Here is a 26,032-nt window from a genome sequence, read left to right as displayed (position 1 = left end):
CCGAGAACACCGTCTGCACGAGCTCGTTGACATCCTTCACGCGAATGTCAACGACCCCCACCACTTTCCGTCACCACCGAATGTGAGACAGGGCCGGAAATGTGACAGGCCCCGGACCGGCTCCGCTACGACGGCTGCAGCTGCCGTTGCATGTAGGCGAGCTTGTCCGGGTTCATCACGGTCCGCACATGGGCGATCAGGCCGTCCCGCAGCTCGAAGGACGCCACCCCGGCGAGCACGTCGCCCGCCCACGCGACCAGCGCGCTCGCGCCGTTGACCTCCGCCACCACGATGTCCAGGCCGCCTGTGAACCGCTCGGCCCCGCCCACCAGGAAGCGCGCGACCTTCTCGCGTCCCTCGACCGGCCGCCTGACCGCGGACACCTTGCCGCCGCCGTCGCCCCAGTAGGTGACGTCCGCCGCGAGCATCTTCTCCAGGCCGGCCAGGTCACCCTCGCGGGCCGCCGTGAGGAAGGACACGAGCAGTTCCTCCTGCCGCTCCGGCGCGGGCTCGAAGCGGCCCTCCGGCACGGCGACCCGGGCCACCGCGCGCCGGTACAGCTGACGGCAGTTGGACTCGCTCAAGTCCAGGACGTCCGCGATCTCCCGGTGGGCGTAACCGAACGCCTCACGCAGCACGTACACGGCCCGCTCGGTCGGCGTCAGGCGCTCCAGCAGGACCAGCAGGGCCATGGAGACCTGCTCGCGCCGCTCCGCCGACTCCAGCGGGCCGAGCGTCCCGTCGGAGGTGGCCACCGGCTCGGGCAGCCAGGTCCCTGGGTACTCCTCGCGCCGCGCCCGGGCCGAGGTCAGCCGGGTCAGACAGAGGTTGGTGACGGCCTTGGCGAGCCATGCCCCCGGGTGCTCGATCGCCGCCCGGTCGGCGCCGCTGAACCGCAGATACGCGTCCTGTACCGCGTCCTCCGCCTCGTGGGCGGAGCCCAGCAGGCGGTAGGCCAGACCGAACAGCCGGGGCCGGTGGGACTCGAACTTGTCGGAGGGCGGCGAAGGCGTCATGCGCCTCAGCCTGCCAGACGCCCCGGTGGCGTCCTGAAGCCCTGGCGGCCCGGCGGCGGGCAAGGGCCGTCGTCACCGCCACCGGACCCGCCCGCACGATAAGAGGACTAGACCAGTACGGTCAATAGGTCCGGACCAATGGTCAATGTGCTCTGGAAGTCCGGCAGTTGCGCGGTCCGGCTGTGCCGGGGCGCCAAGGGTGGCGGCACATGCTGTGAGCGAGCCCACACCCTCCGTCTGTCTGGAGCGGCGCCCGGCGTGGCACACTGGCCGTGTACCAGAAGCAGCGCACTCCGGGGTCGGTGAAAGTCCGAACCGGCGGTTACAGTCCGCGACCCGGTCGCTTCCAGCGGCCGGTTGACCAGGTGAAATTCCTGGACCGACGGTTAAAGTCCGGATGGGAGGCAGTGCGCGGCGGGCGGGCACGTGTATCCGTGCGCGCCGCCGTATCTGGGGCTCGTCCGCATGCGGGCGGCCTCTTTCGGCGTCGCCCGGTGTGCTCACCCGTACATTCTGTCGTCATCGACAGGCCCCGGAGTCCGTGCCCCAAGAGGCAGGAGGACCCGGGAAGTGTTCACCGGAATCGTCGAAGAGCTGGGTGAGGTCACCGCCGTCGAGAACCTCGGCGACGCCTCCCGCTTCCGGCTCCGCGGCCCCGTCGTGACCGAGGGCGCGCAGCACGGCGACTCCATCGCCGTGAACGGGGTCTGTCTCACCGTCGTGGAGCACGAGGGCGACGAGTTCACCGCCGATGTGATGGCGGAGACCCTGAAGCGTTCCAGCCTCGGCGCACTCGCCGTCGGCTCCCGCGTCAACCTCGAACGCCCCATGGCCGTGGGTGCGCGCCTCGGCGGGCACATCGTGCAGGGCCATGTCGACGGCACCGGCGAGGTGCTGGAGCGCAGGCCCTCGGAGAACTGGGAGATCGTGAAGATCTCCCTCCCGGCGGACCTCTCCCGCTACGTCGTGGAGAAGGGCTCCATCACCGTCGACGGCATCAGCCTCACGGTCGTGGACGCCGGCCCCGACCACTTCACCGTCAGCCTCATCCCGACCACCCTCGACCTGACCACGCTCGGCCTGAAGCAGCCCGGCGACCCGGTCAACCTCGAGGTCGACGTCGTCGCCAAGTACGTCGAGCGGCTCCTCGGCGACCGTGCCCAGGGAGCCACCAAGTGAACTGGCTGAACTCCGAGGCCTTCACCCTCTTCGGCCAGCGCATCATCTGGTCGGACATGGTCGGCAACATCCTCGGCCTGATCACCCTCGCCCTCGGCTGGCGCCGCTCCCTGTGGACCTGGCCCGTGCAGTTCCTCTCCGGCCTCGTCCTCTTCGCCGCCTTCTACGGCCATCTGACCGGCAGCGCCGGCAAGCAGGCCGTCGTCATGGTCGTCGCGCTGTACGGCTGGTGGCAGTGGCAGCGCAACAAGGGCCGGTCCGCCGACGGCCACATCACCCCCCGGTTCGCCGGCTGGCGCGAGCGCGCGGTGATGCTGGGCGCGGCCGCCGTCGGCACGGTCGCGGTGGCCCTGTTCTTCACGGCCTACCCGTCGCTGTCCTGGGACCCCTGGCCCGACGCCTACATCTTCGTCGGCACCATCGTCGCCATGTACGCCCAGGCCAAGGGCATGGTCGAGTTCTGGATCGCCTGGCTGCTGGTCGACCTCGTCGGCGTACCCCTCAACTTCGCCAACGGCTACGCCTTCTCCGGTTTCGTCTACGTCATCTACGGCGCACTCGTCCTGTGGGGCATGCGCGACTGGTGGCTGCGCTCCCGCAGGAGCTCGCAGCCCGTCCTGGAAGGAGCCCCGGCATGACCTCGGCACCGCCCCTGTACGACACGGACGCCATCGAGAGCTTCGGGCTCGACCCCGTCGAGCAGGCCATCGCCGACATCGCGGCCGGCCGCCCGGTCGTGGTCGTGGACGACGAGGACCGGGAGAACGAGGGCGACCTCGTCATCGCCGCCGAGAAGGCGACCCCCGAGATCGTCGCCTTCATGATGAGCGAGTGCCGGGGACTCATCTGCGCCCCCATGGAGGGCGAAGAACTGGACCGGCTGCGGCTGCCGCAGATGGTCCAGGACAACACCGAGTCGATGAAAACCGCGTTCACCATCTCCGTGGACGCCTCGGCCGCTCACGGTGTGAGCACCGGCATCTCGGCCTCCGACCGAGCGACGACGCTTCAGCTTCTCGCGAGCGGCACGGCGGAGCCGACGGATTTCGTCCGGCCCGGCCATGTCTTCCCGCTGCGCGCCAAGCCCGGCGGCGTGCTCACCCGCAACGGCCACACCGAGGCCGCCGTCGACCTCGCCCGGCTCGCGGGTCTGCGCCCGGCCGGTGCCATCGTGGAGATCGCCGGCGAGGACGGCCGTATGCTCCGCCTGCCCGAGCTGATCCCGTTCGCCCGCAAGCACGGCCTGACGATCATCTCCATCGAGGACCTGATCGCCTACCGCCGCGGCAGTGAGCCCACCGTCCGCCGCGAGGCCGAGACCCGCCTGCCCACCAAGCACGGCACCTTCACCGCCTACGGCTACCGCTCCACCGTGGACGGCGTCGAACACGTCGCCCTCGTCCACGGCGACCTCGGCGACGGCGAGGACGTCCTGGTCCGCGTCCACTCCGAATGCCTCACCGGTGATGTCTTCGGCTCCCTGCGCTGCGACTGCGGCCCCCAGCTGGACACCGCCCTGCAGCGCATCCAGGAGGAGGGCCGGGGCGTGGTGGTCTACCTGCGCGGCCACGAGGGGCGCGGCATCGGTCTGCTGTCCAAGCTCCGGGCGTACGAGCTGCAGGAGCGGGGCCGCGACACCCTGGACGCCAACCTCGAACTCGGCCTGCCCGCCGACGCCCGCGACTACGGCGCCGGCGCCCGGATCCTCGCCGACCTCGGCGTGCACAGCGTCCGGCTGATGACCAACAATCCGGACAAGACGGACGCGCTGCTGCGCCACGGGCTGAGGGTCACCGGCCGCGAGTCGATGCCCATCCAGGCGGGCGAGCACAACCTGCACTACCTGCGCACCAAGCGCGACCGTATGGGACACGACCTGCCCTGGCTGGACACGCCCGCCGTGACCGCTTCCGCGGCCGCGGTCGCGTCCGGCTGTGGCAACCAGTAAGCAAGAAGCACTTAGGAGACACGTGAGCGGCAAGGGTGCACCGGAACTGTCCGTACGCAACGCGAGCGACCTCAGGGTCGCCGTCATCGCGGCGCAGTGGCACGTGAAGGTGATGGACGGTCTGGTGAACGGCGCCCTGCGCGCCCTGCACGAACTGGGGATCGACGAGCCGACCCTGATCCGGGTCCCCGGCAGCTTCGAACTCCCGGTCGCCGCCAAGGTGCTGGCCGGGCGCGGCTACGACGCCGTGGTCGCCCTCGGCGTCGTCATCCGCGGCGGCACCCCGCACTTCGACTACGTCTGCCAGGGCGTCACCCAGGGCCTCACCCAGGTCAGTGTGGAGACCGGAGTGCCCGTCGGCTTCGGTGTGCTCACCTGCGACACCGAGGAGCAGGCCCTGGACCGGGCCGGCCTGGAGGGCTCGAACGAGGACAAGGGCCACGAGGCGGTGACCGCGGCGGTCGCGACCGCCGCCACGCTCCGCTCAGTATCCGAACCCTGGCACTGAGGTACCGGCCGGAGCGCGTAGGGTAAGGACCACCATGTCCAAGAAGACGTTCGAGGAGCTCTTCACCGAGCTCCAGCAGAAGGCCGCCCACGGGGACCCCGCCACCTCCCGCACCGCAGAGCTGGTCGGCAAGGGCGTCCATGCCATCGGCAAGAAGGTCGTCGAAGAGGCCGCCGAGGTCTGGATGGCCGCCGAGTACGAGGGCAAGGAGGCGGCCGCCGAGGAGATCTCCCAGCTGCTGTACCACATCCAGGTGATGATGGTCGCCCGCGGGATCTCCCTGGACGACGTCTACGCCCACCTGTAAGCCGCCCCGCCGTAACCGCTGTAGAAACCCCTTCACGCAAAGGAAGCCGACCTCATGCTGCGCATCGCCGTCCCCAACAAGGGTTCACTGTCCGGCCCTGCGGCGGAGATGCTGCATGAGGCCGGCTACCAGCAGCGCCGCGAGTCCAAGGAGCTGCGGATCGTCGACCCGGTGAACGAGGTCGAGTTCTTCTACCTCCGCCCCCGCGACATCGCGATCTACGTCGCCTCAGGCCGCCTCGACGTGGGCATCACCGGCCGTGACCTGCTGATCGACTCCGGCGCCGACGCCGAGGAGATCCTGCCGCTCGGCTTCGCCCGCTCCACCTTCCGCTTCGCCGCCAAGCCGGGCACCGCGAGCGGCATCGAGGACCTCAAGGGCAAGACGGTCGCCACCTCCTACGAGGGCATCGTCGCGGGGCACCTCGAGGACAGCGGAGTCGACGCCTCCGTCGTCCACCTCGACGGCGCCGTGGAGACCGCGATCGAGCTGGGCGTCGCCGAGGTCATCGCCGACGTCGTGGAGACCGGCACCAGCCTGCGCAACGCCGGCCTGGAGGTCTTCGGCGAGCCGATCATGAAGTCCGAGGCGATCGTCATCCGCCGCACCGGCACCGACGGCGAGGAGCCGAAGGTCCAGCAGTTCCTGCGCCGCCTCCAGGGCGTCCTGGTCGCCCGGACCTACGTGATGATGGACTACGACTGCCGGGTCGAGCAGCTGGAGAAGGCCGTCGCGCTCACCCCTGGCCTGGAGTCCCCGACCGTCTCCCCGCTGCACAACGAAGGCTGGGTCGCGGTCCGCGCCATGGTCCCCGCCAAGGAGGCGCAGCGGATCATGGACGACCTCTACTCCATCGGCGCCCGCGCCATCCTCACCACGGCCATCCACGCCTGCCGCCTGTAAGGGGTACGCCGACCGATGTCCGACCTGCCCACCCTTCCCGTCACCTTCCGGCCGGGCCACACCCGGGCGATCCTGCTCACCGCCGGTGTCGTGATCTTCCTGACCATCTCCGGGATCGCGATGCTGCTGGAGCAGCTGGGCCCGGGGGAGCGGGCGAGCTTCTTCGTCACCGGGGCGCTGATCTTCTGGGTGCTGGCCCAGATCTCCCGGGTGAAGGTCGTCGCCGACGAGTCCGGTGTCACCGTGGTCAACATCGCCAGCAGGCGGCGCCTGGAGTGGGCGGAGATCGTCCAGGTGAACCTCCGTCCGGGCGATCCCTGGGTCTTCCTCAACCTCAGCGACGGCACCAGCCTGCCCGCGCTAGGCATCCAGCCGGGCCTCGCCAAGCAGCGCGCCATCGCCGACGCGCAGGCCCTGCGGGCCCTCGCCGACGCCCGCTCCCCGGCCCACCCGGTGGAAGGTCAGGGCTGACTCGGGGGCAGATCGGGGCTGACTCGGGGGCGTCCACCCTGCCCGAGTGGCCCATGTCTTGATTAATCTGGTGACGGAGGCCGTTTCGCTGCGGCTCCGCCCCTGGAGCACCACCCGGTGCACAGGGGTTCCTGCTACCCGAGGAGTGACTCCCTCCAGCGATGGACGGATCGTCCTGTAGTACCTGCGCCGCCCCGACCCGACATACCGGGAAGGTGGTGGCAGCGTGACCATCTCCCTGCTGCTCCTGGGAGCGGCTTTCCTGCTGATCCTCGCCAACGGATTCTTCGTGGCGGCCGAGTTCGGCCTGGTGACCGTCGAGGCGACGGACGCCGAGAAGGCGGCCGCCGAGGGCGACCGACGCGCCCGTAGGGTGGCCGAGTCGCTCAAGGAGCTGTCCTTCCAGCTCTCCGGCACCCAGCTCGGCATCACCATCACCTCCCTGGTCGTCGGCATGCTCGCCGAACCGGCCCTGGCCCGGCTGCTGCACGCTCCGTTCGCCGCCATCGGTGTCCCGGACGGCGCCGTCTCCGGTGTCGCCGTGGTCGTCGGCATGCTGCTGGCCTCCGCGATCCAGATGGTGATCGGCGAGCTCGTGCCCAAGAACTGGGCGGTGTCCAAGCCCCTGCAGGTCGCCCGGTTCGTGGCCGGCCCGCAGTACCACTTCGCCCGCCTGTTCCGCCCGGTGATCGCCGCGCTCAACACCGTCGCCAACCGCCTGGTAAGGGCCCTCGGCGTCGAACCCGCCGAGGAACTGGCCTCCGCCCGCACCCCGGGCGAGCTCGTCTCCCTGGCCCGGCACTCCGCGCAGGCCGGAGCCCTGGAACAGGACACGGCCGACCTGTTCGTCCGCACCCTGTCCCTGGGCGAGCTGACCGCGCAGCACGTCATGACCCCGCGCGTGAAGGTCAGCGCCCTCCAGGACACGGCCACCGCCGAGGACGTCGTCAACCTCACCCGGGCCACCGGCCTGTCCCGCTTCCCCGTCTACCGGGAGAAGATCGACGAGATCGTCGGCATGGCCCACCTGAAGGACGCCCTCGCGGTCCCGGTGCACGACCGGTTGCGCACCTCGGTGAACCGCATCGCCCGCAAGGCGCTGCTGGTCCCGGAGACCCTGCCGGTCCAGCCCCTGCTCGCCCGGCTCCGCTCCGAGCAGCCCATCGCGGTCGTCGTCGACGAGTACGGCGGCACGGCGGGCGTGGTCACCCTGGAGGACATCGTCGAGGAACTCGTCGGCGAGGTCCGCGACGAGCACGACGCCAAGGACATGCCCGAGCTGGCCCCCGCCCCGCCCGAGGACGGCCGGCCCGCCTGGGACGCCGACGGCAGCTGCCGCGTCGACATCCTCCAGCGCATAGGCCTCGACGTGCCCGAGGGGCCGTACGAGACGGTCGCCGGACTCGTCGCCGACCTGCTCGGCCGTATCCCGGCCCCCGGCGACCGGGCCGAGCTGCCCGGCTGGCGGCTCTCGGTCCGCCAGGTCGGCCACTACCGCGCCGAACGGGTCCGCCTGGTCAGGACGGTCCCGGCGGTGAACGTGATGGAGGCCGCCCGATGAGCGTCCTCCAACTGGTCTTCGCCGCGCTGCTCGTGCTCGCCAACGGCTTCTTCGTCGGCGCCGAGTTCGCGCTCGTCTCCGTGCGCCGCAGCCAGATCGAACCGCTGGGTACGGCGCGGGCCCGCCAGGTGCTGTACGGCCTGGAGCGGCTGCCGCAGATGATGGCCGCGGCCCAGTTCGGCATCACGGTCTGCTCACTGACGCTGGGCGCGGTGGCCGAGTCGACGGTGGCCCATCTGCTGGAGCCGGTGTTCGCGGCGGTCCACCTGCCCGACGGCATGGTCCACCCCCTCGGCTATGTCATCGCGCTGGCCGCGGTGGTCTTCTTCCACCTGGTCATCGGCGAGATGGTGCCGAAGAACCTCGCGATGGCGGCCCCCGAGAAGGCGGCGCTGTGGCTGAGCCCCGGCCTGGTCTACTTCGCCCGCCTGTGCAAGCCGATCACCGTGACCCTCGGCGCCTGCGCCCAGGGCATCCTGCGGCTCTTCCGGGTCGAGCCCAAGGACGAGGTCGAGGCCGTCGTCACCAGCGAGCAGCTCAACCGCCTGCTGGAGGACTCCGGCCAGGCCGGCCTGCTCGACCCCGAGGAGCGCGAGCGCCTGGAGGACGCCCTGGAACTGGGCTCCCGCCCGGTCACCGACGTCCTGCTGCGCCGGGAGTCCCTGGTCACGGTGACCCCGTCGGTCACCCCGGGCGAGATCGTCGAGCTGACGGCCCGCACGGGTTACTCCCGCTTCCCGGTCTCGGCGACGGAGAAGGGCCCGTTCATGGGTTATGTCCACGTCAAGGACGTCCTCGACCTGGAGCACTCCGACCGCGCTGTCCCGCAGCACGTCTGGCGTCCCATGACCACCCTGCGGGCCGAGCTGCCGCTCGACGACGCCCTCACGGTCATGCGGCGGGCGGCCACGCACCTGGCCCAGGTCGCCGACCCCTCCGGCAAGGTGCTGGGCCTGGTCGCTCTGGAGGACGTCCTGGAACTCCTGGTCGGCGAGGTCCGTGACCCGGCCCATCGAGAGATGCCGGAGCCGCGGGTGAGCGGGGAGCCGCAGCAAGTGCTCGCCTCCTAGCCGGGGTGGTGCAGGAAGCAGCGCGGCTGCCGCCCGGTGGTGGGCTGGTCGCGCAGTTTCCCGCGCCCCTGGGGAGCTGCAGTGCCCTGGGCTTGGCAGCGCCGCCGCTGCGGGCAGTCGTGCCGCTGGGGCGGCACGGGTGGGCGATGGGGAGTCCCCCTCCGTGCGAGCGAAGCCGAGAGTGGGGGAGGCACCCCGCCGGCGCGGGCAGGCGAAACCCACCCCGCCCAGCCCACGGCGCCTACATGGCCGACGGATCCTGCGGCCCCCGCCCCGACAGCACTTCCCCGTACGCCTGCATCAGGTCGGCCAACCGAAGCGTGGCCAAGTCCTCCCGGGACAGGGAACCCGCATACGTCGACAGCCGAAGGTCCCGGTACGCGCAGCTCTTCTCGTACAGCGTGCGCAGGAACCGTCCGTTGCCCAACTCGTCGATCCACCCCTGCTCCACCACGTGCCCGGCGATCGAGCGCAGCTCGTCCAGCGCTTCCTCGTCCCACAGGTCCCCGTTCTCCCCGGCCAGCACCTTCCCGATCTCGGTGAGTTCCTGCGGCCGGTAGGAGGGGAAGTCGACGCGGGTGGTGAACCGGGAGGACAGTCCGGGGTTCGCGGCCAGCAGCCGGTCCATGCCCTCGGGATAGCCGGCGAGGATCACGACCAGATGGTCCCTGTTGTCCTCGGCCCGCTTCAGCAGCACCTGCAGGGCCTCGTCGCCGTAGGCGTCTCCCTTGCCGTACCCGGAGTTGGACAGCGAGTACGCCTCGTCCACGAACAGCACCCCGCCGATCGCGGAGTCGATCAGCTCGTTGGCCTTCACGGCGGTCTGCCCGAGGTACTCGCCGACCAGATCCGCCCGCTGGGCCTCCACCAGGTGGTCCCCGCCGAGCAGGCCCAGTGCGTAGAAGACCCGGCCCAGGATCCGGGCCACCGTGGTCTTCCCGGTCCCCGACGGCCCCGAGAAGACGAAGTGCCGTTTCGGCGGCTGCACCGGCAGCCCCTGCCCGGCCCGCAGCCGGGCCATGTTCAACTGTGCGGACAACGCCTTGACCTGGCGTTTCACCGGCTCCAGCCCCACCATGCGCTCGAGTTCGGCAAGCGCTTCCTCGAGCAGGGCGGGATCGGTCGGCCCGGCCGGAATGGGGGAGGAGGGGACACCGGTCTTCACCCGCACCCCCGGATCGCTCACCGACGGCAGGGGCCCCGTCGGCAGATCCGGCTCCGGCAGCCGCAGATCACGGCCCTCGGTGCCGAACAGAGGATCGAATCCGTCGGGCCCGTCCACGCTGTCCTGCCCGGCACCCGTCAGCGTGATCGCGGCCAGGTCGGCGGTGTCGTCGTACCCGTCGCCCTCGGCGATCGCCGCGAGCCGTGCCGAGGTGTCCATGAAGGCCGGGTCGACCCGGTGCACGGCCCGGTACAGGGGGAGCGCGGCGGCGGAGCGTCCCGTGCCCTCGTGCGCCCGCGCCAGCCAGTAGCGCAGCTCCTTGCGCTGTGGCTGCTCGCTGCGGCAGCGCATCAGCGCCGCCGACAGCAGGGGTTCGGCCTGGCCGTACATCTCCAGCCGGACCCTGGCCATGCCGCCGAACAGGCCGGCCTCGATGCCGAGCATGGCGTCGTCCAGCAGCGGGTCGGTGTGCCGTACCAGCTGCTCCCAGTCCTTGACCAGATAGGAGCGGCAGGCGTGCAGGAAGCGGACCTGCGGGTCGGTGTCGACCGGGGGCAGCCCGGCGAGGGCCCGGTCCAGCTCGGGCACGTGCCGGCCGTCCAGCCAGTGCGAGGCGTGCGCGAGCAGCAGATCACGTGGGCTCTCCAGCACCGGCTGCACCCACCAGCCCAGCCAGTACCAGGAGTTGAGGGTGCGGCGGTGCCGGGCGCGCTGTTCGCCGAAGCGGTCGCGGTGCCGGAACATCCTGAGCAGCGAGGTCGTCGTGTCGACCCGGAGCGCGTGCAGCCCGAGCCAGCCGTCGGCCATCCCCGGATCCATCCGCACCGCGGTGCGGAACTCCTCCTCCGCCTGCGGATAGGCGCCCATCGTGTAGGCGTCCACACCCCGCAGCCAGGCCAGGTCGGCCGGGGCCTCGGGGCCCTGCGTGCCGAAGTCCATCCCGTCCCCCCCACAGACCGTGTCCCCGTGGTTCACCACCGGGCAGTCGCCCGACGGCCGCCGCGGTCGAACCGCCGTGCCGCGGACCGGAGTTACAGGTGCGCGATCAGCCTCGAAGGTCGCACCGAGGGCATCGTACCCGCGCCATGACCGCGCGCCGAAGGGTGCCGCACGGGCCGTTTGACGAGGTGGGGGCAGACGGGGCGCACACGGATCGGTGACCGAGGGTGAGCGGATCGGTGCGCCGGGCGCCCGGAAAGAGCCGCGTGGACAGAACGAAGCCCCCGGTCACGGGGGAACAACCGGGGGCTTCGCGTCTGGGGGCGGTCCCGAATGACCGCTCATTGAGAACGTAAGACCTGTACGGCCCCCGGGTCAAGCGGAGTTGAGGCACTCGGAGAAGTTCCCCCGCAAGGGTCTTCACACGTTCACCACAACGCGGACGCTCCGTCACTCTGGGTCACACCTTGGTCCGGTCCACGGGTTGCCTCAGGGCCCGGCAGCACCTCGTACCCCTCCGGCGTCTGCAGTACCAGGAGGTCGGCATGGGGGCGCGAAGGGTCCGCGGCGAAGTGCGTGCGCTCCGCCGCGACCCAGCCCTCCCAGAACTCCCGCTGCTCCGCCCCGTCCCGCAGCCGGCCGCGCGCCCAGGACTCCTCCCGGGGCAGCTCCATCCACAGCAGCCGGGCCAGATGCGGCCGCAGCGCCCGGCGGCCGGCACCGACCCCTTCGACGAGGACCACGGGCGCGGCCGGCAGCGGGCACGGGGCGCCGAAGGCGCGGGCGCGCCAGTCGTAGGGCGTGTAGGACGCGTTCTCGCCGTGGGCGAACGGGTGGATCACCTGGGTCATGAGCCGGTCGGTCCACCCGAAGAACTGCTCGTGGCTGGCGATGTCGTCGAGGTGCAGCACCGGAGCCCCGCCGAGCGCGGCGGCCAAGTGCCCGGCGAACGTGGACTTTCCCGAGCCGGCGTGTCCGTCCACGCCGATCAGCCGGACCGGCCCGAGAGAGGGGGCAAGCCCGCGCAGCCGGGCGGCGAGGTCGCGAATGATGGTTCCCCCGGTTGTGGTCAGTGTGGGCGGTTTTCCGGAGACAGTGTAGTAGTCGTCGCGTTTTGAATCATCGGCCGGCAGCCAGTCGAGGGCCCGGATAAACATTCGCGAATCCCCTGACCGATATGTCGAATTAGGCGTTCCGGGTGTGCCCGTCGCTGAGTAGGGTGCCTCCAGCGCAACCGCTGTGCGCCGTACGGGGACTGGCAGGGGGACATGGCCGCGGAGTTATTCGAAGGGCACTATGTGTGGCACCCGGCGGCCGACGACCGTGTCCTGGCGAGCGTATGCGTCGATGTGCGCGCCGGACGTTATCGATACGCGTACGAGGCCCTCGCCGAGACGCGCACCGACTTCGCCCTGCGGGCGCATCGCTCGCTGGTCCTCGCCTCCGAGGCGGCCGGCACCGATCTGGTCGAGCGCTGGCTCGCCGAGGAACTGACGCCCGAGGCGGCGCTGATGTGGGCCCGGGTCGCCGTGCAGCGCGCCCTGTGGGCCGCCGACGCCCGTGACGAGCGCGCCGAGGCGCTGGAGCGGATCGCGCTGACCGCCTGCGACCGCGCCGCCGCCATGGCCCCCGGGGACCCCACGCCCTGGGCCGCCAAGCTCGCCATGGCCAGGCTGCACCGGCCGAGCGACCCGGCACCGCGCGGCCTGCTCACCGCCCCGGCCGGCCCCTGGCGGCTGTTCGCGCACGTCCTGTCGCTGGACCCCTGGCACCGCGAGGGCCATCACCGCTTCCTGTCGTTCTTCTTCACGCGGTACGGGGGTTCGGTCAACGCGGCCTGGGACGTGGCCGCCTTCCTCAGCCAGCGGGCGCCCGCCGACTCCGCCCTCCGGCTGCTGCCGCTGGTGGCCCTGGTGGAGAGCTACAACCCCACCCAGCTGCTCGCCGACCGCGTCTGGGAAGAGCCGCAGTGGCGCTCCACCGCGCTGGCGATCTACCGGAACTGGCTGCCCGCGGTGGCCCGTTACCGCTTCACCCCGGTGCTCGACCTCGCCTACCTCGCGCACGCCCTGGTCATGGCCCAGCGCGAGTTCGAGGCCCGGGCGGTGTTCACGGCGATGGGCCCGTACGCCTCCCGCATGCCCTGGAGCGCCTTCGGCGACCCCGCCGACCAGCTCTCCCGGGCCCGGCGCGCCTGCGGTCTGCCGGTGCCACGGCCCGACTGACCCCTGCTCGTGCCCTTCACCCCATCGAGTTCCACCCCATCGAGAGAAAGGCCGAACTGTGTCGGAACGGACATCGACGCCACGGGCGAAGGCCCGCGCGGGTGAGGACGCGGTCGTGCTCGACGACGACGCGACCCTGCACGCGATGGGTTATCCGCGGAAACTCACCCGGCGCTTCCAGGCGTTCGACAATTTCGCGATCTCCTTCACCATCATCAATATCCTCTCGGGTATTTTCTCGTCCTTCGGATTCGGAATGAACGCGGGTGGCCCGCGCATTCTCGTGTTTGGCTGGATCGGGGTCTGCGTCATGGTGCTCCTCATCGGCGCGGCCATGGCGGAAGTCGCCTCGGCCTATCCGACGAGTGGTGCCCTGTATTTCTCCGCCGGTAAACTCGCAAAGCGCCACAAGGGCGCCTGGTCCTGGTTCACCGGCTGGCTGAACTTCGTGGGCCAGATCGGTGGCACCGCCGCCACCGGTTACGCGGCCGCCACCTTCATCCAGGCCTTCGTCCACCTGCAGTGGCCCTCCTACCAGCCGACCACGCACCAGACGGTGCTGATCACGGCCGCGATCATCGTCGTGCAGGGCCTCGCCAACACCTACACCGTGCAGCTCGTCGCCGTACTGAACCGTATTTCCGTGTGGTGGCTGCTGATCGGACTCGTCGTGATCGTGGGCGCACTCATAGTGATGCCGGATCACCATCAGCCGGCGTCCTTCGTCACGCATTTCGAGAACAACACCGGCTTCACGAGCGGACTTTACGGCGGCATGCTCGGTCTGCTGGTGACCAGCTGGACGTTCACCGGGTTCGACGGCAGCTTCCACATGTCCGAGGAAACGGTCCACGCGACGATCAACGCGCCCAAGGGGATCACCCGCTCCATCGGCTATTCGGCGATCACCGGTCTGATCCTGATGCTGGCACTGGTCTACAGCATCGGCGACTACGCCAAGGTGGCCGGTTCGGACGCGCCGCCCGTCCAGATTCTCATCGACGGCCTCGGTCTCGGCACCGCCAAGGTCATGCTCCTCGTCGTCATCGGCGCGATGCTCTTCTGCGGTCTCGCCAACCTCACCAGCAACACCCGGCAGATCTTCGCCTTCTCCCGCGACGGGGCCATGCCCGCCTCCCGCTGGTGGCACTCGGTCTCGCCGCGCACCCGTACGCCCGTGAAGGCGGTGTGGCTCGCGGTGGCCTGCTCGGTCGCCCTGGTGGTGCCCGGCTGGTGGTCGCACACCGCCTTCACCGCGATCGTCAGCGTCAACGTGGTCGGCCTCTTCCTCGCCTACGCCGTGCCGATCTTCCTGCGGCTGCGGCTCGGTGACGAGTTCCAGCCCGGGCCCTGGCACCTGGGCCACTGGGGCCGGCCGGTCGGCTGGCTCGCGGTGATCTGGATCGTGCTCAGCAGCGTGCTGTTCATGCTGCCGCAGGCCTCGCCGATCACCGTCGACACCTTCAACTACGCGCCGATCGCGCTCGCCGTCGTCCTGCTCGTCGCGACGGTGTGGTGGTTCGCCACCGCCCGCCGCCGCTTCCAGGGGCCGATCAGCTACGGCCGGCCCGACGAGGTCGCCGCGATGGATCTCGTCTGACGCCGATCGTCACAGCAGGAGGCGTCCAGCTCGGGTGGTCGCGGGGAGCTGTGCGGCTGCGGGCCGGTGATGGGCCGGTCGCGCAGCTCCCCGCGCCCCTTCGACCCCGGCCGGCGACAACGCCGCTCGGCTTCTCGAGCGGGCTCCACTCTGCCGTTCCAGTGGCCGAGACCAATATTGATGGCGCCGCATATGCAGAAGTGCTGGCAGCGCCATGCCGCCTGCTCCATAGTTGGCGCACACACCGCACCGGATCATCGGACACCTGGGGGTAATCGCGCCCATGAGCAGAGCCCAACAGCCGTCCCGCAGGACCGTCCTCACCGCAGCCGTCGCCGTGGCGGTGGCCGGTGGAACGGTCCCCGCTGCCGCCGCCGCGCAGCGACCGGCCACCGCCGCGGACGACCCCGGCCAGGCGCCGGCCCGCCCGATCGACTACCACTCCTGGACCACGTACCGCGAGTGGCGCCTCGGCGTCGCCCAGGGTGCCCGGGCCGTCGCCGGCGCCCGCCCCGGCGTCCTGATCGGCGCCCCGGCCGGTCGCACCGACTACACCGACCCGCACACCGGCACGACCGCCACCTGGGAGTACGCCACCTGGACCTCCCCGGTCCACCGGCTCACCGTCCCCGCCACCGAGGTCGTCTCCTCCTGGAACGCCCACACCCCCGAGGGCACCTGGCTCCAGGTGGAACTCCAGGGCACCTACTCCGACGGCACCGAGACCCCCTGGTATGTGATGGGCCGCTGGGCGGCCGGTGACCAGGACATCAAGCGGACCTCGGTGGACGGCCAGGCCGACGGCAAGAGCAGCATCTGGACCGACACCTTCGCCATCGACGACGCGAGCACCGGCCTGCGCCTGACGTCGTACCGGCTGCGCCTCACCCTGTACCGCAGGCCGGGGACGCAGCTGACGCCGACCGTGTGGCGGCTGGGCGCCATGGGGTCCGACGTCCCCGACCGCTTCACCGTCCCCGCCTCCACCCCCGGCCTCGCCCAGGAGCTGGACGTCCCGCGCTACTCGCAGGAGATCCACAAGGGTCAGTACCCGCAGTACGACGGCGGTGGCGAGGCCTGGTGCAGCCCCACCTCCTCGCAGATGATCGTCGAGTACTGGGGCGGCCGGCTCACCCCCGAGCAGCTGTCCTGGGTCGACCCGACGTACGCCGACCCGCAGGTGGACCACGCCGCCCGCTTCACCTACGACGCCCAGTACGAGGGCTGCGGCAACTGGCCGTTCAACGCCGCGTACGCGGCCACGTTCGAGGGACTGCAGGGTGTGGTCACGCGGCTCGCCTCGCTCACCGACCTGGAGACCCTGATCGCGGCCGGCATCCCGGCCATAACGTCCCAGTCGTTCCTGAAGACCGAGCTGACCGGCGCCGGCTACGGCACCTCGGGCCATCTGATGACCGTGATCGGCTTCACCGCGGACGGCGACGTGATCGCCAACGACCCGGCCTCGCCGAGCGACGACGCGGTACGGCGGGTCTATCTGCGCCGGGAGTTCGAGAACATCTGGCTCAGGACCAAGCGGTACAACGCCTCCGGCAAGGTCGTCTCCGGCACCGGGGGAGTCTGCTACCTCTACTTCCCGGCCCACCCGAGCCCGCGCCAGCGCATGGCGCTCGCGGCGGTGGGTGTGCACTGACCGTGTGAGCAAGCTCATCGCCGAGAACGCCGTCGCGGGTGGCAAGGTGGACAAATGGATATGACCACGCACCCGGCCACCGCCACCCGCGCCCGCACCGGCGGCCCCCGGGAGGAGGGCCCGAAGATCCTCGAGCACGTCATGGGCTGGGTCCTCGTGGTGGTCGTCGCGATGTTCGTGACCCAGCTCGGCCTGCTCTGACGCCCGGGCTCTGCCCGCTCTGAATCGACCCGCTCACGTGTGCGGCATGTTCTGACATACTGCGGAGGTCCCGCCGACCGCCTGGAACAGGGTCGAGATTGAATATGCCGCATCAGCGTGCCGCCGTCCGTCCCCGGATGCGCGGCACCGAGCGCTCGACGGCCCGTCGCGCCGAACTCATCGCCATCGGGCGGAAGTTGTTCGCCGACACGTCCTACGACGCGCTGTCCATGGACGACATCGCCCGCCAGGCGCATGTCGCCAAAGGGCTGATCTACTACTACTTCCAGTCCAAGCGCGGCTATTACCTGGCGATCATCCAGGACTCCGTCGCCGACCTGGTCACCTTCGCCGCGAACGGCCTCGAGTTGCCCGCCGTGGACCGGGTCCACCGCACCATCGACAGCTATCTGCGCTACGCCGAGCACCACCAGGCCGCCTACCGCACCATCGTCAGCGGCGGCGTCGGCTTCGACGCCGAGGTCCACGCCATCCGGGACGGCGTCCGCGAGGCGATCATCGCCACCATCGCCGAAGGGGCCTACGGCCGCAGCGACATCGCCCCGCTCGCCCGGATGGGCCTGCTCTCCTGGGTGTGCAGCGTCGAGGGCGCGACCCTGGACTGGATCGACCGCCCCGAGCTGTCCCGCGACACCATGCGCGAGCTGCTGGTGAAGACGCTGGGGGGAGCCCTGCGCGCCGTCGAGGAGCTGGACCCGGCCTACCCGGCGCCGCAGCCGGCCCGCCGCGACACCTGACACACCGGGAGCGGAGGCTCGTGGTCCTCCGCTCCCGAGTCCCCCTGGTGCGGGGCTAGTCGATGGCCTTGATCAGCTCACCGTTCGCGGTGTCGCCGCTCAGTTCCCAGAAGAAGGTGCCGCCGAGGCCCTGCTGGTTCTTGTACGTCATCTTCGTGGCGATGGTCGCCGGGGTGTCGTAACTCCACCAGTCACTGCCGCACTTGGCGTAGGCCGTGCCGCCCACGGTGCCGGTCGCCGGGCACTTGGTCTTGAGCACCTTGTAGTCGTCGATGCCCTGCTCGTACGTCCCCGCCGCCGGTCCGGTGGCCGTCCCGCCGGGCGCCGCCTGTGTGACCCCGGTCCAGCCGCGGCCGTAGAAGCCGATACCGAGCAGGAGCTTGGACGCCGGGATGCCGATGCCCTTGAGCTTGGCGATGGTCGCGGAGGTGTTGTAGCCCGCCTTCGGGATGCCCGAGTAGGAGGTCAGCGGGGAGTGCGGGGCGGTCGGGCCGCTCGCGTCCCAGGCGCCGAAGTAGTCGTATGTCATCGGGTTGTACCAGTTCACGTACTGCGCGGCGCCCGCGTAGTCCGCCGCGTCGATCTTGCCGCCGCCGGAGGCGTCCGCGGTGATCGCCGCCGTGACCAGCGCGCTGCTGCCGAACTTCGACCGCAGGGCCGCCATGACGTTCCTGAACGCCTCCCGGCCGCTGGTGTCGCAGGTGTTGCCGCAGGTGTTGGGGTACTCCCAGTCGATGTCGATGCCGTCGAACAGCCCGGCCCACTTGGAGTTCTTCACCAGGTCGTAGCAGGACTGGGCGAAGGTGGCGGGGTTCTTCGCGGCCTCGCCGAAGCCGCTCGACCAGGTCCAGCCGCCGAAGGACCACAGGATCTTCAGGTCAGGGTGCTTCTTCTTCAGCTTCAGCAGCTGGTTGAAGTTGCCGCGCAGCGGCTGGTCCCAGGTGTCGGCGACGCCGTCCACCGACTCGGCGGCGGTGTAGGCGCGGTCGGTGGCCGCGTAGGAGTCGCCCATGGCGCACTTGCCGCCGGTGACGTTGCCGAAGGCGTAGTTGATGTGGGTCAGTCTGGCCGCCGACCCCGAGGTCTCGACGTTCCTGACGTAGTACTTGCGGTCGTAGGTGCCCCATTCCGTGAAGTAGCCGACGACCTTCGAGCCGGCCTTGACCTGCGGTGCGGCCGGGGCCGCCGCGGTGGCGGTGCCCGCGCCGGCGAGCAGTCCGGCGCCGAGGACGGCGGTACACGCGGTCGCGACGAACGCCCGCGGCCGCGAGCGGTGGGGAATGTGCATCGGGTGTCTCCTCGTGGGGGGAGGGGAACGCGCGCCGATTGGCATGAACGCGGTAAAGCGTTGGTCATGCACATTAGAAGGACTAGACCACTGAGTCAATGGTTCGGACCAATTTCGAGGCGCTGGGGCGGCCCGACTGGATTCTTGAAGTAAGCGGTCGTTAACTGGTGACTGGAGGTCGCTGATCGGGCATACTCACAGCGCACAGCCGCTGGTCAGCCGCTTCCGAGACCCGGGAGAGGGCGCCTTCGGCCATCCGGAAAGACCAGGCGGAGCCGCCCCCACCCCCAGGGCCAGACCGCCGGTGCCCGACCAGGGAGGAGACCGACGCCATGTCCGACCGCGACCCGCAGCCGGTGGAGCGTCAGCTGCCGACGGAGGAGGCGCGGGATCTGCTCGCTCTCGTCCGTGACATCGCCCAGCGTGAGATCGCGCCGAAGGCGGCCGAGGAGGAGGACGCGGGGCGCTTCCCGCGCGAGGTCTTCACCCTGCTGTCCGAATCGGGCCTGCTCGGCCTGCCGTACGACTCCGAGTACGGCGGCGGCGACCAGCCCTACGAGGTCTACCTCCAAGTCCTGGAGGAGCTGGCCGCGGCCCGGCTCACCGTGGGCCTCGGTGTCAGCGTGCACACGCTCGCCTCCTACGCGCTCGCCACCTACGGCACCAAGCAGCAGCAGGTCGAGCATCTGCCCGCCATGCTCGGCGGCGGCCTGCTCGGCGCGTACTGCCTCTCCGAGCCGTCCTCCGGCTCCGACGCCGCCTCGCTTCGTACGAAGGCCGTCCGTGACGGCGGCCAGTGGGTGATCAACGGGACCAAGGCCTGGATCACGCACGGCGGCATCGCCGACTTCTACACCGTGATGGCCCGCACCGGCGAGGAGGGGCCGCGCGGGATCACCGCCTTCCTGGTCCCCGGGGACGCGCCGGGCCTGAGCGGGGCGGTGCCCGAGAAGAAGATGGGCATGAAGGGCTCGCCCACCGCGCAGGTCCACCTCGACGGCGTCCGCGTCGGCGACGACCGGCGGGTCGGTGAGGAGGGCCAGGGCTTCTTCATCGCCCTGTCCGCCCTGGACTCCGGGCGGCTCGGCATCGCCGCGTGCGCGATCGGCCTCGCCCAGGCCGCCCTGGACGAGGCGGTCGCCTATGCCACGCAGCGCCGGCAGTTCGCCCGCCCCATCGCCGACTTCCAGGGCCTGCGCTTCATGCTCGCCGACATGGCCACCCAGATCGAGGCCGGCCGCGCGCTCTACCTCGCGGCGGCCCGGCTGCGCGACGCCGGCAAGCCGTTCGCCAAGCAGGCCGCCATGGCGAAGCTGCACTGCACCGACACGGCCATGAAGGTGACCACGGACGCCGTGCAGATACTCGGCGGGTACGGCTACACCGCCGACTTCCCGGCCGAGCGCTACATGCGCGAGGCCAAGGTCCTGCAGATCGTCGAGGGCACCAACCAGATCCAGCGGATGGTCATCGCCCGTCACGTGGCGGGACCCGAAGCTCGCTGAACTGCCCCGTGCGGACCGTCGGGGCCGCCAGCCTGATCCACTCCGGATCGTGGCGGCCCGGCAGGGTCCGGCCCCCGTCGGCCCAGGTCCGCATGAGGTCGCGGTAGATGGGTGGGTCCTGCGGGGCAGGCGGCGGCGGAACCGATTCTGCGGGGCGGGGGACGAGAATGCGGCGCTGACGCCCGGTGACCGAGTGCATGGGGGTCATGCCCGAACAACGCGGCAGTGCCCGGACAGGTCACCGCCCGGCGGAATCGAGCGTCAGTTCAGACCCGTCCCGTCCCCGCTCTGGCCTCCTCCGGAAATCTGACGTACCGTCAGCCGACCGACGCTCAGGGGGTGCCCGTGGCCGACGACCGTCCCGTACCGCTCGACGAGTACCCGGTGCACCAGGTACCGCTGTCCATGAAGCACGTGGCGACCGGCGACCGGAACGCCTACGACCGCTGCATCTTCCACGTCTTCGACCACGCCGGCCGCGCCCTGCTCATCCTCGGCCTCGGCGTCTACCCCAACCTCGGCGTGATCGACGCCTACGCCACCCTGCGCACCGGGGACACCCTGCACGCCGTCCGGGCCTCGGACGCCCTGGGCGAGGACCGGATGCGGCTCGCCGTCGGCCCGCTGCGCGTCGAGGTGCCGCGGCCGCTGGAGGAACTGCGCCTGATCTGCGCGGACGAGCAGCTGTCGTACGACCTCACCTGGACGGCCGCCTTCCCCGCCCTCTGGGAGCCGCACCACCTCCAGCGCCGGGGCGACCGGCTCACCCTGGAGGGCCGCCGCTTCGTCCAGGCGGGCACGGCGGAGGGCGTGATCCGGGCCGGGGGAGAGGAGTTCCGGGTCGCCGCGGACGGCTGGACCGGCACCCGGGACCGCAGCTGGGGCGTGCGGCCCGTCCCGGGCGAGGACGGCGGGCGGCTCGCCGCGGACCACCCCACCGAGGGCTTCCACTGGATCTGGTGCCCGGTCCGCTTCGACGACCGCTTCCTGATGGTCATCACCGAGGAGGACGCCGACGGCCACCGCTCCCTGAACGACGCGACCCTGGTCCGCCCCGGCCGGCGCGACCGCCAGCTGGGCTGGCCGCAGGCGGAGATCGGCTACCGCTCCGGCACCCGCCATCCGGAACGGGCGGTCATCCATCTGGGGGACGTACGGGAGTCGCGGAAGCTGGACGTCGAGATCCTGGCCTCCTCGCCGCTCGCCCTCGGCGCGGGCTATCCGCCGGCGGACGACTGGCAGCACGGCGCCTGGCGGGGGCCGGGCTGGACCGACCGGCGCACCTACGACATGACCCTGCCCCACCCGCTGGCCGGTTACGGCGTCACCGACCACTCCGCCCGCTTCCGGCTCGACGGGCAGACCGGTCACGGCATCTTCGAGCACAGCTCGTTCGGCCGGCACGACCCGAGCGGCTTCACCGGCTTCGACTCGGTTGCGCCCTGAGACATCGGTCGTGCCCTGAGACATCGGTCGTGCCCTGAGAAGTCGGTCGCGCCCGAGACATCGATCGCGCCCTGAGACGTCAGTCGCACCTGAGGGAGGAGCCCCCATGGCCACGGCACCGCGTCCCCGTACCAGCACCCGCGACCCCGAGGAGCTCGCCCGGCGCCTCACTGTCTGGCTCGGCACCCGGCTGCCCGGCGCCAAGGCGACCGGCGTCACCGTCCCCGCCTCCAACGGCATGTCCAGCGAGACCCTGCTGTTCGACCTCGAGCACCCCGAAGCGCCTTTCGCGGCCTGCGCGTTGCGGCTGGCGGCGGATCCGGCGGCGTACACCGTCTTCCCCGAGTACGACATGGCCCGCCAGTACCGCACCCTGCGCCTGGTGGCCGAGCGCACCGACGTGCCCGTGCCCCGGGTGCTGTGGCTGGAGGAGGACCCCGGCCCGCTCGAGGCGCCGTTCTTCGTCATGGAGAGGGTCGCCGGCCGGGTGCCGCCGGACGTCATGCCGTACACCTACGAGGGCAGTTGGCTGCACGCGGCGAGCGACGCCGAACGCGAGCACCTGGAGGCGGAGACCGTCGGACTGCTGGCCCGCCTGCACGACCAAGTACCCGTAGCCGAGGCCCTGTTCCTCAGCTCACCCGGCCCGGAAGACGCGTTGCGCCGCCATGTGACGGACCAACGGGCCTACTACGCCTGGGTGATCGACGGCCTGCCCCGCTCACCCCTCATCGAGGCGGCCTTCGACCGGCTGGCGGAGCTGTGGCCGCGCGAGGTGGGCGAATCCGTCCTCAGCTGGGGCGACGCACGCGTCGGAAACATCGTCTACGACGGTTTCGACCCCGTGGCCGTCCTGGACTGGGAGATGGCGGCACTCGCCCCGCGCGAGGTCGACCTCGGCTGGCTCATCTATCTGCACCGCTTCTTCCACGACCTCACGGTCACCTCCGGGCAGCGCGGACTGCCGGACTTCCTGCGCCGGGACCGCGTGGAGGCCCGCTACGCCCGCCTGACCGGCCACACCCCGCGGGACATGGACTTCCACACCCTCTACGCCGCCCTGCGGCACGCGATCGTCATGCTGCGCATCGCCTACCGGCAGGCGTACTTCGGGGAGGTCGCCGTCCCGGCGGACCCGGACACACTGATCCTGCACCACGACAGCCTGCGCGCCATGGTGCAGGGCACGTACTGGATGCGGTGAGGCGGCTCAGGCGGCCTGGCCGCGCATCGCCGGCACACGCATCGGGCGCGAACCCGGGCCGCCGACGTGCGAGAAGGGCTGCGTGCGCCAGTCCAGACCCTGGGGGAGCGTCAGCAGCAGGGCGGTGTCCTGCTCCTGCGGCTCGAAGGACTCGTCCGCGGGGCGGGCGTCGGCGGCCGAACGGCCCGTGCCCGCACAGACCGTGAGACCGAACGGGTTCCACGGCGAGGCGCACAGCGCGTGTTCGGGCAGCACCTGCTCGTCCGCCAGCAGCGCGATCGGCTGGGCGCAGTCCGGGCAGATCACCCGGTACATCTCGAAGGTGTCGTAGGCGTCCAGTTCGTCGTCGAAGGCGTCGGGTTCGACGCCCTCCGGCTCGGACTCGACGACCGGCTGCTGCCGCTTGGACGCGGATCGACCAGGGCGATGGACACTCTGCATGGGATTCTCCCCCTAAGGCTGGGCCGTTACGGCGCTGCGGCCTCGACCACAGCAAGCACTTCCCGTCCGCCCTCGGCGGTAATCACGAGAACATCACGGAGCCTGTTCGGGACGTGTGGTGTTCGTCACATGCCGTGTGCAGGTGCGCCCTGCGGCCCTTATGCGTCGCTTTTTGTATCGAACCGGCTATGACCTGCGCTCTCGGCTATCCCAGGAGATCAAGCGCACTGTAGGTTTTGGCGCCATGGAGGAGCTGGACCGACAGATCGTGCAGCTGCTCGTCAAGGACGGGCGGATGAGCTACACCGACTTGGGCAAGGCCACGGGCCTGTCCACGTCCGCCGTGCACCAGCGGGTGCGGCGGCTGGAACAGCGTGGCGTCATCCGCGGCTACGCCGCGGTGGTCGACCCCGAGGCCGTCGGGCTGCCGCTCACCGCGTTCATCTCGGTGAAACCGTTCGACCCCAGCGCCCCCGACGACATCTCGGACCGCCTCGCCGGCGTCCCCGAGATCGAGGCCTGCCACAGCGTCGCGGGCGACGAGAACTACATCCTCAAGGTGCGGGTGGCGACACCGCACGAGCTGGAGGAGCTGCTGGCGAGGCTGCGGAGCCTGGCGGGCGTCTCGACGCGGACGACGGTGGTCCTGTCCACGCCGTACGAGGCACGGCCGCCCCGGATCTGATCACTGCCTCTCGGCCCGCCCCAGGTGCGGCGCCTTCCCGGCGGCAGGAGAAACTGTCCGCTATGAGCGACCGCACCGGCGACCCCCAGCCCCCCAAGACCGTCCTGCTGCGCCGAGGAGAGGTGCACAGCCCCGCGGATCCCTTCGCCACGGCGATGGTGGTGGAGCGCGGCCAAGTCGCCTGGGTCGGTTCGGAGGGCGCCGCCGACGCCTTCGCCGGCGGCGTGGACGAGGTGATCGACCTCGACGGCGCCCTGGTGACCCCGGCCTTCACCGACGCCCATGTGCACACCACCGCCACCGGCCTCGCCCTGACCGGCCTGGACCTGTCCGGCACGCCCACCCTGGAGGCGGCCCTCGCCCTGGTGCGCGACTTCGCCGCCGCCCGCCCGGACGACCGCGTCCTGCTGGGCCACGGCTGGGACGCCGCCCGCTGGCCCGGCGGCCGCCCGCCGACCCGCGCCGAACTCGACGAGGCCACCGGCGGCCGCCCGCTGTACCTCTCCCGCATCGACGTTCACTCGGCGGTCGTGACCACCGCCCTGCTGGACCTGATCCGCGGCGACATCACCCGCGAGGACGCCCCGTTCACCGCCGACGCCCACCACACCGTCCGCGAGGCCGCCCTCGCCGCCGTCACCCCGGCCCAGCGCGCCGAGGCCCAGCGCACCGCGCTCGCCCACGCGGCCTCCCTCGGCATCGGCTCGGTGCACGAGTGCGGCGGGCCGCGGATCTCCTCCGAGGACGACTTCACCGGCCTGCTGAAGCTGGCCGCCGAGGTGCCCGGCCCCCGGGTCGTCGGCTACTGGGCCGAGCGGACCGGTGAAGGCGTGGCGAGGGCCCGGGACCTGGGTGCCGTGGGGGCGGCCGGCGACCTCTTCGCCGACGGCTCGATCGGCTCGCACACCGCCTGTCTGCACGAGCCGTACGCCGACGCCGGCCACCACGGCACCGCCTACCTGGACGCCGAGGCCGTCGCCGCCCATGTCGTCTCCTGCACCGAGGCGGGCCTGCAGGCCGGCTTCCACGCCATCGGCGACGCCGCCGTGACCGCCGTCGTGGAGGGCGTGCGCGCCGCGGCGGAGAAGCTCGGCCTCGCCCGGATCCGCGCCGCCCGGCATCGCGTCGAGCACGCCGAGATGTTCACCCCCGAGACCGTCGCCGGCTTCGCCGAGCTGGGCCTGATCGCCTCCGTGCAGCCCGCCTTCGACGCGTTGTGGGGCGGCGAGGACGGCATGTACGCCCGGCGGCTGGGCGCCGAACGGGCCCGCACCCTCAACCCCTTCGCGGCCCTGTTGCGCGCCGGTGTGCCCCTCGCCTTCGGCTCCGACAGCCCGGTCACCCCGCTCGACCCGTGGGGCACCGTCCGCGCCGCAGCGTTCCACCACACGCCCGAGCACCGGGTCTCCGTCCGGGCCGCCTTCACCGCGCACACGCGCGGCGGCTGGCGGGCCGTGGGCCGGGACGACGCCGGCGTCCTGGTGCCCGGCGCGCCCGCCGACTACGCGGTCTGGCGCACCGACGAGCTGGTCGTCCAGGCCCCCGACGACCGGGTGGCCCGCTGGTCGACGGATCCGCGCTCCGGCACGCCCGGCCTTCCGGACCTCACCCCGGGCCGTGACCTGCCGGTCTGCCTGCGCACCGTGGTGGGCGGACGGACCGTGTTCGTACGGCCGGGCGAGTGATCTACGGGGGTGGCGCGGCGGCGATCGCTCGCCGCCGCCCCGCCGCCCGACCTGCGCATCCTCCCCCGAGACCGCCCGATTCGGGCCGTCGTCGCAGGCCAGAGGGCTGTTGACAGTCGACGGCCGAGGGCCGGTAGGTTCGTCCGAGTCCACCACCGGACGCCCGACCGGGGAATGTTCGCGAACTCGTCGCAGCGCTGCTGGGTCAGGGACGGTGTGCCGCACTCGGGCACCGTCGCTTGGGAGCCAGGCTCAGCGCCCGCGCCGCCGAGG

24 protein-coding genes and 1 riboswitch are annotated in these 26,032 nt (G+C 71.2%); of the genes, 19 read left to right on the top strand and 5 right to left on the bottom strand.

Features of this window, described 5'->3' with window-relative positions; genetic code table 11:
* Nucleotides 1-125 precede the first annotated feature (125 nt).
* Complete coding sequence (locus tag AB0M27_RS29130; RefSeq protein WP_365725763.1) at nucleotides 126-1,016, bottom strand: RNA polymerase sigma-70 factor; 891 nt, start codon at nucleotides 1,014-1,016, stop codon at nucleotides 126-128.
* A 284-nt stretch (nucleotides 1,017-1,300) separates the two neighbouring features.
* Nucleotides 1,301-1,431: riboswitch (FMN riboswitch) on the top strand.
* Between the two features lie 155 nt (nucleotides 1,432-1,586).
* Between AB0M27_RS29130 and AB0M27_RS29125 the strand changes: the two genes are divergently transcribed.
* From AB0M27_RS29125 to AB0M27_RS29085, 9 genes are all read left to right on the top strand, one after another.
* Nucleotides 1,587-2,195 carry a riboflavin synthase gene (locus tag AB0M27_RS29125; protein ID WP_365725761.1) on the top strand — a complete coding sequence of 203 codons (609 nt, stop codon included), beginning with the start codon at nucleotides 1,587-1,589 and terminating at the stop codon, nucleotides 2,193-2,195.
* A complete protein-coding gene (locus AB0M27_RS29120; RefSeq protein WP_365725759.1) occupies nucleotides 2,192-2,833 on the top strand; it encodes a nicotinamide mononucleotide transporter family protein in 642 nt (213 codons plus the stop codon). The genes AB0M27_RS29125 and AB0M27_RS29120 overlap by 4 nt, the downstream gene beginning before the upstream one ends.
* Entirely contained in the window at nucleotides 2,830-4,143 is a 1,314-nt protein-coding gene (locus tag AB0M27_RS29115; protein WP_365725757.1) for a bifunctional 3,4-dihydroxy-2-butanone-4-phosphate synthase/GTP cyclohydrolase II, read from the top strand. The genes AB0M27_RS29120 and AB0M27_RS29115 overlap by 4 nt, the downstream gene beginning before the upstream one ends.
* Nucleotides 4,144-4,165: 22 nt before the next feature.
* Complete coding sequence (gene ribH / locus AB0M27_RS29110) at nucleotides 4,166-4,651, top strand: 6,7-dimethyl-8-ribityllumazine synthase (protein WP_351809540.1); 486 nt, start codon at nucleotides 4,166-4,168, stop codon at nucleotides 4,649-4,651.
* A gap of 34 nt (nucleotides 4,652-4,685) precedes the next feature.
* Nucleotides 4,686-4,958: a phosphoribosyl-ATP diphosphatase gene (locus AB0M27_RS29105; protein WP_351809542.1), complete on the top strand. Its 273-nt coding sequence runs from the start codon at nucleotides 4,686-4,688 to the stop codon at nucleotides 4,956-4,958.
* Between the two features lie 54 nt (nucleotides 4,959-5,012).
* Nucleotides 5,013-5,861, top strand: a complete 849-nt coding sequence (gene hisG / locus AB0M27_RS29100) for an ATP phosphoribosyltransferase (RefSeq protein ID WP_365725753.1) — start codon at nucleotides 5,013-5,015, stop codon at nucleotides 5,859-5,861.
* 15 nt (nucleotides 5,862-5,876) lie between these two features.
* Nucleotides 5,877-6,332 (top strand): PH domain-containing protein, encoded by a 456-nt coding sequence (locus AB0M27_RS29095; protein WP_365725751.1) that lies wholly within the window; start codon nucleotides 5,877-5,879, stop codon nucleotides 6,330-6,332.
* A 226-nt stretch (nucleotides 6,333-6,558) separates the two neighbouring features.
* On the top strand, nucleotides 6,559-7,893 hold the full coding sequence (locus AB0M27_RS29090) for a hemolysin family protein (protein ID WP_365725749.1): 1,335 nt from the start codon (nucleotides 6,559-6,561) through the stop codon (nucleotides 7,891-7,893).
* The gene (locus tag AB0M27_RS29085; protein ID WP_365725747.1) at nucleotides 7,890-8,963 is read left to right on the top strand and encodes a hemolysin family protein; all 1,074 of its coding nucleotides are present in this window, start codon (nucleotides 7,890-7,892) and stop codon (nucleotides 8,961-8,963) included. The genes AB0M27_RS29090 and AB0M27_RS29085 overlap by 4 nt, the downstream gene beginning before the upstream one ends.
* Nucleotides 8,964-9,204: 241 nt before the next feature.
* Here the strand turns inward: AB0M27_RS29085 and AB0M27_RS29080 are convergent, their stop codons facing one another.
* Together AB0M27_RS29080 and AB0M27_RS29075 are read right to left on the bottom strand one after the other, a co-directional pair.
* The gene (locus AB0M27_RS29080) at nucleotides 9,205-11,067 is read right to left on the bottom strand and encodes an AAA family ATPase (protein ID WP_365725745.1); all 1,863 of its coding nucleotides are present in this window, start codon (nucleotides 11,065-11,067) and stop codon (nucleotides 9,205-9,207) included.
* Nucleotides 11,068-11,495: 428 nt separating this feature from the next.
* Nucleotides 11,496-12,116, bottom strand: a complete 621-nt coding sequence (locus AB0M27_RS29075; protein WP_365725765.1) for a hypothetical protein — start codon at nucleotides 12,114-12,116, stop codon at nucleotides 11,496-11,498.
* 219 nt (nucleotides 12,117-12,335) lie between these two features.
* On the opposite strand from AB0M27_RS29075, the gene AB0M27_RS29070 reads away from it, so the two are divergent.
* The 5 genes from AB0M27_RS29070 (at nucleotide 12,336) to AB0M27_RS29050 (ending at nucleotide 17,505) form a co-directional block, all read left to right on the top strand.
* Nucleotides 12,336-13,292 carry a hypothetical protein gene (locus AB0M27_RS29070; protein ID WP_365725743.1) on the top strand — a complete coding sequence of 319 codons (957 nt, stop codon included), beginning with the start codon at nucleotides 12,336-12,338 and terminating at the stop codon, nucleotides 13,290-13,292.
* A gap of 58 nt (nucleotides 13,293-13,350) precedes the next feature.
* Nucleotides 13,351-14,892: an amino acid permease gene (locus AB0M27_RS29065; RefSeq protein WP_365725741.1), complete on the top strand. Its 1,542-nt coding sequence runs from the start codon at nucleotides 13,351-13,353 to the stop codon at nucleotides 14,890-14,892.
* 283 nt (nucleotides 14,893-15,175) lie between these two features.
* The gene (locus tag AB0M27_RS29060) at nucleotides 15,176-16,546 is read left to right on the top strand and encodes a peptidase C39 family protein (RefSeq protein ID WP_365725739.1); all 1,371 of its coding nucleotides are present in this window, start codon (nucleotides 15,176-15,178) and stop codon (nucleotides 16,544-16,546) included.
* Between the two features lie 54 nt (nucleotides 16,547-16,600).
* The gene (locus AB0M27_RS29055; protein ID WP_365725737.1) at nucleotides 16,601-16,747 is read left to right on the top strand and encodes an SCO1431 family membrane protein; all 147 of its coding nucleotides are present in this window, start codon (nucleotides 16,601-16,603) and stop codon (nucleotides 16,745-16,747) included.
* A gap of 104 nt (nucleotides 16,748-16,851) precedes the next feature.
* Nucleotides 16,852-17,505: a TetR/AcrR family transcriptional regulator gene (locus AB0M27_RS29050; RefSeq protein ID WP_365725735.1), complete on the top strand. Its 654-nt coding sequence runs from the start codon at nucleotides 16,852-16,854 to the stop codon at nucleotides 17,503-17,505.
* 55 nt (nucleotides 17,506-17,560) lie between these two features.
* On the opposite strand, the gene AB0M27_RS29045 is transcribed toward AB0M27_RS29050, so the two are convergent.
* Nucleotides 17,561-18,793 carry a glycoside hydrolase family 18 protein gene (locus AB0M27_RS29045; RefSeq protein WP_365725733.1) on the bottom strand — a complete coding sequence of 411 codons (1,233 nt, stop codon included), beginning with the start codon at nucleotides 18,791-18,793 and terminating at the stop codon, nucleotides 17,561-17,563.
* A 332-nt stretch (nucleotides 18,794-19,125) separates the two neighbouring features.
* Between AB0M27_RS29045 and AB0M27_RS29040 the strand changes: the two genes are divergently transcribed.
* The 3 genes from AB0M27_RS29040 to AB0M27_RS29030 all read left to right on the top strand — a co-directional run bounded on the left by AB0M27_RS29040 (nucleotide 19,126) and on the right by AB0M27_RS29030 (nucleotide 22,948).
* Nucleotides 19,126-20,298, top strand: a complete 1,173-nt coding sequence (locus tag AB0M27_RS29040) for an acyl-CoA dehydrogenase family protein (RefSeq protein ID WP_365725731.1) — start codon at nucleotides 19,126-19,128, stop codon at nucleotides 20,296-20,298.
* Nucleotides 20,299-20,643: 345 nt separating this feature from the next.
* Nucleotides 20,644-21,744 (top strand): hypothetical protein, encoded by a 1,101-nt coding sequence (locus AB0M27_RS29035; RefSeq protein WP_365725729.1) that lies wholly within the window; start codon nucleotides 20,644-20,646, stop codon nucleotides 21,742-21,744.
* Nucleotides 21,745-21,850: 106 nt separating this feature from the next.
* A complete protein-coding gene (locus tag AB0M27_RS29030; protein WP_365725726.1) occupies nucleotides 21,851-22,948 on the top strand; it encodes a phosphotransferase family protein in 1,098 nt (365 codons plus the stop codon).
* 6 nt (nucleotides 22,949-22,954) lie between these two features.
* Here AB0M27_RS29030 and AB0M27_RS29025 read toward each other — a convergent pair whose 3' ends face one another.
* On the bottom strand, nucleotides 22,955-23,389 hold the full coding sequence (locus tag AB0M27_RS29025; RefSeq protein WP_365725725.1) for a hypothetical protein: 435 nt from the start codon (nucleotides 23,387-23,389) through the stop codon (nucleotides 22,955-22,957).
* A 244-nt stretch (nucleotides 23,390-23,633) separates the two neighbouring features.
* Between AB0M27_RS29025 and AB0M27_RS29020 the strand changes: the two genes are divergently transcribed.
* Together AB0M27_RS29020 and AB0M27_RS29015 are read left to right on the top strand one after the other, a co-directional pair.
* The gene (locus tag AB0M27_RS29020; protein WP_069782031.1) at nucleotides 23,634-24,074 is read left to right on the top strand and encodes an Lrp/AsnC family transcriptional regulator; all 441 of its coding nucleotides are present in this window, start codon (nucleotides 23,634-23,636) and stop codon (nucleotides 24,072-24,074) included.
* A 62-nt stretch (nucleotides 24,075-24,136) separates the two neighbouring features.
* Entirely contained in the window at nucleotides 24,137-25,759 is a 1,623-nt protein-coding gene (locus AB0M27_RS29015; protein ID WP_365725724.1) for an amidohydrolase, read from the top strand.
* Nucleotides 25,760-26,032 lie beyond the last annotated feature (273 nt).

This window comes from Streptomyces sp. NPDC052107 (assembly GCF_040680215.1).
GTDB lineage: Bacteria > Actinomycetota > Actinomycetes > Streptomycetales > Streptomycetaceae > Streptomyces.
Note: the sequence above shows the minus strand (reverse complement) of the source record. Positions and strands in the feature narration are given on the sequence as shown.

What these genes read in the sequence shown, in the direction of transcription:
- AB0M27_RS29130 (WP_365725763.1), bottom strand. Translation starts at nt 1,016, where the DNA reads ATGACGCCTTCGCCGCCCTCCGACAAGTTCGAGTCCCACCGGCCCCGG.
- AB0M27_RS29115 (WP_365725757.1), top strand. Translation starts at nt 2,830, where the DNA reads ATGACCTCGGCACCGCCCCTGTACGACACGGACGCCATCGAGAGCTTC.
- AB0M27_RS29105 (WP_351809542.1), top strand. Translation starts at nt 4,686, where the DNA reads ATGTCCAAGAAGACGTTCGAGGAGCTCTTCACCGAGCTCCAGCAGAAG.
- hisG (WP_365725753.1), top strand. Translation starts at nt 5,013, where the DNA reads ATGCTGCGCATCGCCGTCCCCAACAAGGGTTCACTGTCCGGCCCTGCG.
- AB0M27_RS29095 (WP_365725751.1), top strand. Translation starts at nt 5,877, where the DNA reads ATGTCCGACCTGCCCACCCTTCCCGTCACCTTCCGGCCGGGCCACACC.
- AB0M27_RS29085 (WP_365725747.1), top strand. Translation starts at nt 7,890, where the DNA reads ATGAGCGTCCTCCAACTGGTCTTCGCCGCGCTGCTCGTGCTCGCCAAC.
- AB0M27_RS29080 (WP_365725745.1), bottom strand. Translation starts at nt 11,067, where the DNA reads ATGGACTTCGGCACGCAGGGCCCCGAGGCCCCGGCCGACCTGGCCTGG.
- AB0M27_RS29070 (WP_365725743.1), top strand. Translation starts at nt 12,336, where the DNA reads ATGGCCGCGGAGTTATTCGAAGGGCACTATGTGTGGCACCCGGCGGCC.
- AB0M27_RS29060 (WP_365725739.1), top strand. Translation starts at nt 15,176, where the DNA reads ATGAGCAGAGCCCAACAGCCGTCCCGCAGGACCGTCCTCACCGCAGCC.
- AB0M27_RS29055 (WP_365725737.1), top strand. Translation starts at nt 16,601, where the DNA reads ATGGATATGACCACGCACCCGGCCACCGCCACCCGCGCCCGCACCGGC.
- AB0M27_RS29050 (WP_365725735.1), top strand. Translation starts at nt 16,852, where the DNA reads ATGCCGCATCAGCGTGCCGCCGTCCGTCCCCGGATGCGCGGCACCGAG.
- AB0M27_RS29045 (WP_365725733.1), bottom strand. Translation starts at nt 18,793, where the DNA reads ATGCACATTCCCCACCGCTCGCGGCCGCGGGCGTTCGTCGCGACCGCG.
- AB0M27_RS29040 (WP_365725731.1), top strand. Translation starts at nt 19,126, where the DNA reads ATGTCCGACCGCGACCCGCAGCCGGTGGAGCGTCAGCTGCCGACGGAG.
- AB0M27_RS29030 (WP_365725726.1), top strand. Translation starts at nt 21,851, where the DNA reads ATGGCCACGGCACCGCGTCCCCGTACCAGCACCCGCGACCCCGAGGAG.
- AB0M27_RS29025 (WP_365725725.1), bottom strand. Translation starts at nt 23,389, where the DNA reads ATGCAGAGTGTCCATCGCCCTGGTCGATCCGCGTCCAAGCGGCAGCAG.
- AB0M27_RS29020 (WP_069782031.1), top strand. Translation starts at nt 23,634, where the DNA reads ATGGAGGAGCTGGACCGACAGATCGTGCAGCTGCTCGTCAAGGACGGG.
- AB0M27_RS29015 (WP_365725724.1), top strand. Translation starts at nt 24,137, where the DNA reads ATGAGCGACCGCACCGGCGACCCCCAGCCCCCCAAGACCGTCCTGCTG.